6 protein-coding genes are annotated in these 6343 nt (G+C 64.8%); 3 read left to right on the forward strand and 3 right to left on the reverse strand.

Annotated features, from left to right (window positions below):
* The coding region (locus H8A95_RS41040) for a coiled-coil domain-containing protein (RefSeq protein ID WP_229188181.1) at positions 1 to 1204 on the reverse strand (1204 nt) is incomplete at its 3' end.
* Between the two features lie 144 nt (positions 1205 to 1348).
* Positions 1349 to 1954, reverse strand: coding sequence for a DUF1134 domain-containing protein (locus H8A95_RS41045; RefSeq protein ID WP_097677239.1), 606 nt, complete (start codon positions 1952 to 1954; stop codon positions 1349 to 1351).
* 153 nt (positions 1955 to 2107) lie between these two features.
* On the opposite strand from H8A95_RS41045, the gene H8A95_RS41050 reads away from it, so the two are divergent.
* Positions 2108 to 2572: a YHS domain-containing (seleno)protein gene (locus H8A95_RS41050; RefSeq protein ID WP_229188182.1), complete on the forward strand. Its 465-nt coding sequence runs from the start codon at positions 2108 to 2110 to the stop codon at positions 2570 to 2572.
* Here H8A95_RS41050 and cysQ read toward each other — a convergent pair whose 3' ends face one another.
* Positions 2573 to 3400 (reverse strand): 3'(2'),5'-bisphosphate nucleotidase CysQ, encoded by an 828-nt coding sequence (gene cysQ / locus H8A95_RS41055; protein ID WP_229188183.1) that lies wholly within the window; start codon positions 3398 to 3400, stop codon positions 2573 to 2575. It abuts the gene before it with no gap.
* 151 nt (positions 3401 to 3551) lie between these two features.
* Between cysQ and chpT the strand changes: the two genes are divergently transcribed.
* Positions 3552 to 4199: a histidine phosphotransferase ChpT gene (chpT, locus tag H8A95_RS41060; protein ID WP_229188184.1), complete on the forward strand. Its 648-nt coding sequence runs from the start codon at positions 3552 to 3554 to the stop codon at positions 4197 to 4199.
* 202 nt (positions 4200 to 4401) lie between these two features.
* Positions 4402 to 6343, forward strand: a 1942-nt coding sequence (locus tag H8A95_RS41065) for a chemotaxis protein CheA (RefSeq protein WP_229188185.1), incomplete at its 3' end; no start/stop codon positions are given.

A 6343-nucleotide genomic window follows, 5' to 3' on the forward strand; every position in this document is an offset into this window, starting at 1 on the left:
CCGGAGCGACGCCATTTGCGGCGCCGTTGACGGGCTTGGCGGCTGGCTTGGCCGGCACGGTCGGCTCGGCCGCCAGCATGGCCTCGATCGCCGAATTGGGGCCTTCGAGCTGGATCGCGAGCTTGGCCACCTCGGCCGCGATGTCGTTGATGCGCTCGCGCAGCAGCGCGTTCTCCATCCGCTCGGTCGCCCAGGAGCTTTCGGCCTGCTGCTGGATCGCGTTGATGTCGCGCTGCAGCTTGCCGCGTTCGTCGCTGATGATGCGCAGCTGCTCCTCGGCCGCGGCCTTCTCCTTGCGCAGCTTCTCGAGCACGGACGATTTGCCGCCGCTCGTCGCGGCGATCTCCTCGCGCAGCTCCTGCACCGTCCGCTCGGCGGCGGCGTTGGCCTGCTTCAACTGGCCGTTCTCGAATTCACGCTCGGCAAGCAGCTTGCCCTGGGTCGCGAGCCGGGTCTCGAGGTCGGTGACGCGGTTGCCGAGCATCTCGGCTTCCTTGACCTGGACGATCAACTGGCGGTCGAGATCGGTGACGCGCTGGCTCAGATTCTCGACCCGGCCGCGCGCGTCGGTGAGATCGCGCGTCGCGGTCTCCGACTGGCTGCGCTCCTGGGCGAGGCGGGCCTCGGTCGCCGCGAACTCCCTGGCGGCATCGCCGACGCGGCTCTTCAGCTCCTCGACCTGGGTCCGCACGGCAACCAGTTCGACCTGGCGGCTGTCGGCCGTCATCGAGCGGTTGCTGAGCTCGGCGTTGATCTTGCCAAGCTCGCTCTGCTTGTCGGTCAGCGCCTGCTCGGCGTTGCGCAACAGCTCGGTCTTGGCACCGAACTCTTCCTCGGTGGCGCGAAGCTGCTCCTTCATCGCCTTCTCGCGCGCCTCCAGCGCGAAGATCGCGGCGTTCTTCTCGCCCAGCTCGATCTTCATGCGGTTGATCGCATCGGTCTTCTTGCCGAGCTCGGCAAGCTGACTCGTGGTCTTGCTCTTGAGCTGGTCGACGTTCATCTCGAGCCGACGGGCCGACATGGCGAATTCGGCGCGGAGCTGGTCTTTGTCGGCCTGGATCTCGGCCATCGACAGCGGGGTGGCCGCCTCCATCCGGCGCGTGGTCAGTCGCACCGCCCGGTTATGCACCAGCGGCATGATCATCAGTCCGCACACCATCGAGAGCAGGAAACCGACCGCCGCGTACATGATCATCTCGATCATGAAGGGTCACTCCAAGGAAAGAAGAAGGAATTTGTTAATCACAATGCCACGGCGGGCCAGCCAAAGGCCAGCCCGTTTGCCGCGTTAACCTGAATCGCTAACCGCACCGGAGCGCCGGCGTCGTCACCCGATCAGGGCTGCGACCTAGAACGGGTTCCAGGTCGCGCGCGGGGTGAATTTGAGATAGCCGACGCTGGCGCCGAGCCGCAAGCCGATGCCCGAGCGAATCGGAACCAGCACGATGTTGTTGGCGGTCAGCGCCGTCATGCCGAAGCCGCCGACGATATAGGCAGAACCGTCGATGCCGACGAAGCGCTGGTAGATCGCCTGCGTCGAGGGCAGGTTGTAGACCAGCGTCATGGTCCGGGCGCCGTCGCCGCCCCAGTCGAAGCCGACCGAGGGGCCTTGCCAATAGACCCTGAGGTCGCCGGCGTTCTTGGTGTAGAGCGTGCCTTCGCCATAGCGCAGCCCGGCCACGAAAGCGCCGGAGCCTTCTTCGCCGAGTACATAACCATTGGGCAGGCCCCATTGGCTGACGGCGCGCTCGATGACCGAGGCGAGCCCGCGCGAGACATTGCCAAAGAACTTGTGTCCGGCGCCGACCAGTTCGTCTGGCCCGTAAGTATACGGGGTCGGCTCACGCTGTGGCGGTGGATATTGCGGCGGTGGGGGCTGCTGCGCGGACGCCCCTGCGCTCCAGCACATCAGCGCGGCGAACGCGACCGCGGCAAGGCGTGATGCGAAAGTCATAAAGAACCCCTGCTATCGAAATCTGGGCGTTGCCCTTTAACCTGATGCCAACAGGCACGGCTCTAGGTTGCGCCCAGTGTCCCCTCGACTCGGATGTTATCGGTATCAACTATGACGGCACAACGGCAGGAAATATATGGATCGTGCCGCGGCATGGCCTTTTTCGGCCTGTTGGCGGGCATTTTGGCGGCCGTCTGGCCGTCTTTGCCTGTTCAGGCCACGACGACCGAGCGCGTGGTCACGAACCGCTACTCCGGATTGGCGATCGAGGGATTCGATCCCGTTGCCTATTTCACCGACGCCACCGCGACCCAGGGGCGGCCGGAATACGAGGCCGCCGACAGCGGTGTGGTCTGGCGTTTCCGCAACGAGGGCAACCGTGCCTCGTTCGTGGCGCATCCCGAAATCTATGGCCCGCAGTTCGGCGGTTACGATCCGACCGATCTGGTGCGGGGCGTGACCTGCGCGGGCAATCCGCGATTCTGGGCCGTCGTCGGGAACAGGCTTTATCTGTTCAATCGTGAACACAGCCGCGATGCCTTCGCCGCCGATCCCGCGCGCTTCCTGAAGGAAGCCAAGGCGCGCTGGCCGGAGCTGGAAGAAAGTCTCGCGCAATAATCACAACGCCGCGGCCGGGTCGCCCCAGGCAATGAATTCCGGCACCAGGAAGTCTTCGCGGCCGAGCCCGAAATGCAGTTGGCTCCCTTTCGAATCGGTCACCTTGCCGCCGGCCGCAACGACGACGGCGTGACCGGCCGCCACATCCCATTCCGACGTCGGCGACAGACGTGGATAGATATCGACCTCGCCTTCGGCGACACGGCCGAATTTGACCGCCGATCCAAGCACGGCGCGGACCGCGCCGCCGCGTTCGTCGATGAAGGCTTCGGTGCGCGCATCGCCATGTGAGCGGCTGACCGCAACCGTCCACGGCGCGCCGCGCGGCGGGCAGGGGCGGGTTTTGATCGGTACGGCCTGCGAAACCGCGTTGTCCTTTAGCGTCAGTCGCTCGGCGCCTTTGCCGACGATGCCGCGCCAGATCAGCCCGAGCGCCGGCGCACCGACGATGCCGAGCAGCGGCACGCCGTGCGTGACCAGCGCCACATTGACGGTGAATTCGTCGCGGCCGGCGACGAACTCCTTGGTGCCGTCGAGCGGATCGATCAGGAAGAAGCTGTCCTTGTAGGGCGGCGTTGCCAGATGAACGCGCTCCTCCGACAGCAGCGAGACATGCGGCGCAAGCCGGGTCAGCCCTTCGACGATGATGTGGTCGGCGGCGAGATCGGCCTCGGTGACCGGTGAGCCGTCGCTCTTGCCGGTCACATTCATGGCGGAACGGTTGACCGCAAGTATCGCCTCGCCCGCCCGGATCACCAGTTCGGTCAGTGATTCGAGCAGCGTGGCGGCCTTATCGCAGTCGAGGGCGGCCGATTGTTCCTTATTCATGAGCGGGTCTCATATCCTGTTCGTCTTCCCCTGAGATCATGATGCCAGTCTCGCCGCAAGCTGGCAGCATCCGTCTGCCCAGTGTATCAAGCCGACAGGCATGCGTGATTCGCACTCCTGCGGCGGCGTGCGGCTTTCCAGGAAACAATTGATGTCTGGCACTTCGTCTCCCGGTCCCGCTCCCGACGCGCTCGAACTCGCGGCGCTGTTGTGCTCGCGGGTCTGTCACGATCTCATCAGTCCGGTCGGCGCGATCGTCAATGGGCTTGAGGTCCTTGACGACAATCCCAAGCCCGAAGACCGCGAGTTCGCGCTCGATCTGATCCGCAAAAGCGCCAAGACCGCTTCGGCGCGGCTGCAGTTCTGCCGGCTGGCGTTCGGCGCGGCCGGTTCCTCCGGCGCGCAGATCGACCTCGGCGATGCCCAGAACATGGCGAAGGGGCATATCGAGGACGGCAAGGTGACGCTGACCTGGAATTTGCCGCGGCTGCTGCTGCCCAAGAACCGGGTCAAGCTGCTGTTGAACATGCTGGTGATCGCACAGCAGACCATCCCGCGCGGCGGCACCCTGTTGATCGATCCGGTCGGCGAGGGCGAGGTGATGAGCTTCCGCATCACGGCCGCGGGCCTCAATGCGCGCGTGCCGCAGAACATCGTCGACCTGCTCAATGCAAGCTCCGCGAACACGGTCGATGCGCATGCCGTGCAGCCGCATTACACGCGCCTCTTGGCCGAAGCCTGCGGGTTGAAAGTGACGCTCGTGCTCGACGGCGACAAGGTCATTATCGCAGCGTCCTGAACGCGGCCGCGGGAACATCATTAAGCAAAGGTTACGACGGGCCGCGCGATTCGATCGTGCGGCCTTATCTCTTTGTTGATCCCGTTCTTTTCCAATTACTCAACCAAACTTAAACGCTTTGGGGAGAAGCTGACCTAAGTTCCGGCCGGCGCGTCGATGTCGCGCGCCGCAGCGTTTTCGGCGTTTTTCGAAGGTTGGTTTCATGGACGATCTGTTGCGCGAGTTCCTGACGGAGAGCAGCGAGAGCCTGGATACGGTCGACAACCAGCTGGTGCAGTTCGAGCAGGATCCGAACAACGCGAAGATCCTGGATAACATTTTCCGGCTTGTGCACACGATCAAGGGGACCTGCGGCTTCCTCGGGCTGCCGCGGCTCGAGGCCTTGGCGCATGCCGGCGAGACCCTGATGGGCAAATTCCGCGACGGCATGCCGGTGAAGGCGGAAGCCGTGACGCTGATCCTGTCCTCGATCGACCGCATCAAGGAGATCCTTGGCGGGCTCGAGGCGACCGAAGCCGAGCCTGAGGGCAACGACCGCGATCTGATCGATCAGCTGGAGGCGATGGTCGAGCGCGGCATGGCCGCAATGTCAGGCTCGACGCAGTCGATGCCGACTGCCGGCGAGGCTGCCGCGGAAGACGACGTGCCTGTCGTCGAAGCGCCGTCGGTGCAGGCTGACATGAGCGAAGGTACGCTGGTGGTGCAGACGCTGGAGCGGCCGCTGCGTCCGGGCGAGGTCTCGCTCGACGAGCTCGAGCGCGCCTTCCGCGAGACCGAGACCGAAGTCGCTGCGCCCGCGCCAACGCCGGCTCCTGCCGCGAAGCCGGTGGCCGCAGCGCCTGTTGCCGCTGCCGCAGAGCCGGCTGAAGCCGCGAAGAAGCCGGCCCGCAAGGTGGCCACCGAGGATGTCCAGGAAGGCGACAAGATCGCCAACCAGTCGATCCGGGTCAATGTCGACACCCTCGAACACCTGATGACCATGGTCTCCGAGCTGGTCCTGACCCGCAACCAGTTGCTCGAGATCTCAAGGCGCAACGAGGACACCGAGTTCAAGGTGCCGCTGCAACGGCTCTCCAACGTCACCGCCGAGCTGCAGGAAGGCGTCATGAAGACGCGGATGCAGCCCATTGGTAACGCCTGGCAGAAGCTCCCGCGCATCGTCCGCGACCTCTCCGGCGAACTCGGCAAGCAGATCGAGCTCGAGATGCACGGCGCCGACACCGAGCTCGACCGCCAGGTGCTCGACCTGATCAAGGATCCGTTGACGCACATGGTGCGCAACTCCGCCGATCACGGGCTGGAGACCACTGCCGAGCGGGTCGCCGCCGGCAAGCCCGAGCAGGGCACCATTCGTTTGTCCGCCTATCACGAAGGCGGCCACATCATCATCTGCATCGCCGACAATGGCCGCGGGCTCAACACCGAGCGGATCAAGGCCAAGGCGCTCCAGAACGGTCTCGTCACCGAGGCCGAACTGGAGAAGATGACCGAAGCCCAGATCCACAAGTTCATCTTCGCGCCGGGCTTCTCGACCGCCGCGCAAGTGACCTCGGTGTCCGGCCGCGGCGTCGGCATGGACGTGGTGCGCACCAATATCGACCAGATCGGCGGCACCATCGACATCAAGAGCGTGGCCGGCGAGGGCGCCTCGGTCACCATCAAGATCCCGCTGACCCTGGCGATCGTCTCCGCCCTGATCGTCGAAGCCGGCGGCGACCGTTTTGCGATTCCCCAATTGTCTGTCGTCGAGCTGGTGCGGGCCCGCGCCAACTCCGAGCACCGCATCGAGCGGATCAAGGACACCGCGGTCTTGCGGCTGCGCAACAAGCTGCTGCCGCTGATCCATCTGAAGAAGCTCCTGAAGATCGACGACGGCGCCACCACCACCGACGCCGAGAACGGCTTCATCGTGGTCACGCAAGTCGGCAGCCAGACCTTCGGCATCGTGGTCGACGGCGTGTTCCACACCGAGGAGATCGTGGTCAAGCCGATGTCGACCAAGCTGCGGCACATCGACATGTTCTCCGGCAATACCATCCTGGGCGATGGCGCGGTCATCATGATCATCGACCCCAACGGCATCGCCAAGGCCTTGGGCGCGTCCGGCTCCTCGGCCCATGACATGGCCGACGACAATGCGGCAG

Source organism: Bradyrhizobium oropedii (genome assembly GCF_020889685.1).
Lineage (GTDB): Bacteria > Pseudomonadota > Alphaproteobacteria > Rhizobiales > Xanthobacteraceae > Bradyrhizobium > Bradyrhizobium oropedii.

What these genes read in the sequence shown, in the direction of transcription:
- H8A95_RS41045 (WP_097677239.1), bottom strand. Translation starts at nt 1,954, where the DNA reads ATGACTTTCGCATCACGCCTTGCCGCGGTCGCGTTCGCCGCGCTGATG.
- H8A95_RS41050 (WP_229188182.1), top strand. Translation starts at nt 2,108, where the DNA reads ATGGCCTTTTTCGGCCTGTTGGCGGGCATTTTGGCGGCCGTCTGGCCG.
- cysQ (WP_229188183.1), bottom strand. Translation starts at nt 3,400, where the DNA reads ATGAATAAGGAACAATCGGCCGCCCTCGACTGCGATAAGGCCGCCACG.
- chpT (WP_229188184.1), top strand. Translation starts at nt 3,552, where the DNA reads ATGTCTGGCACTTCGTCTCCCGGTCCCGCTCCCGACGCGCTCGAACTC.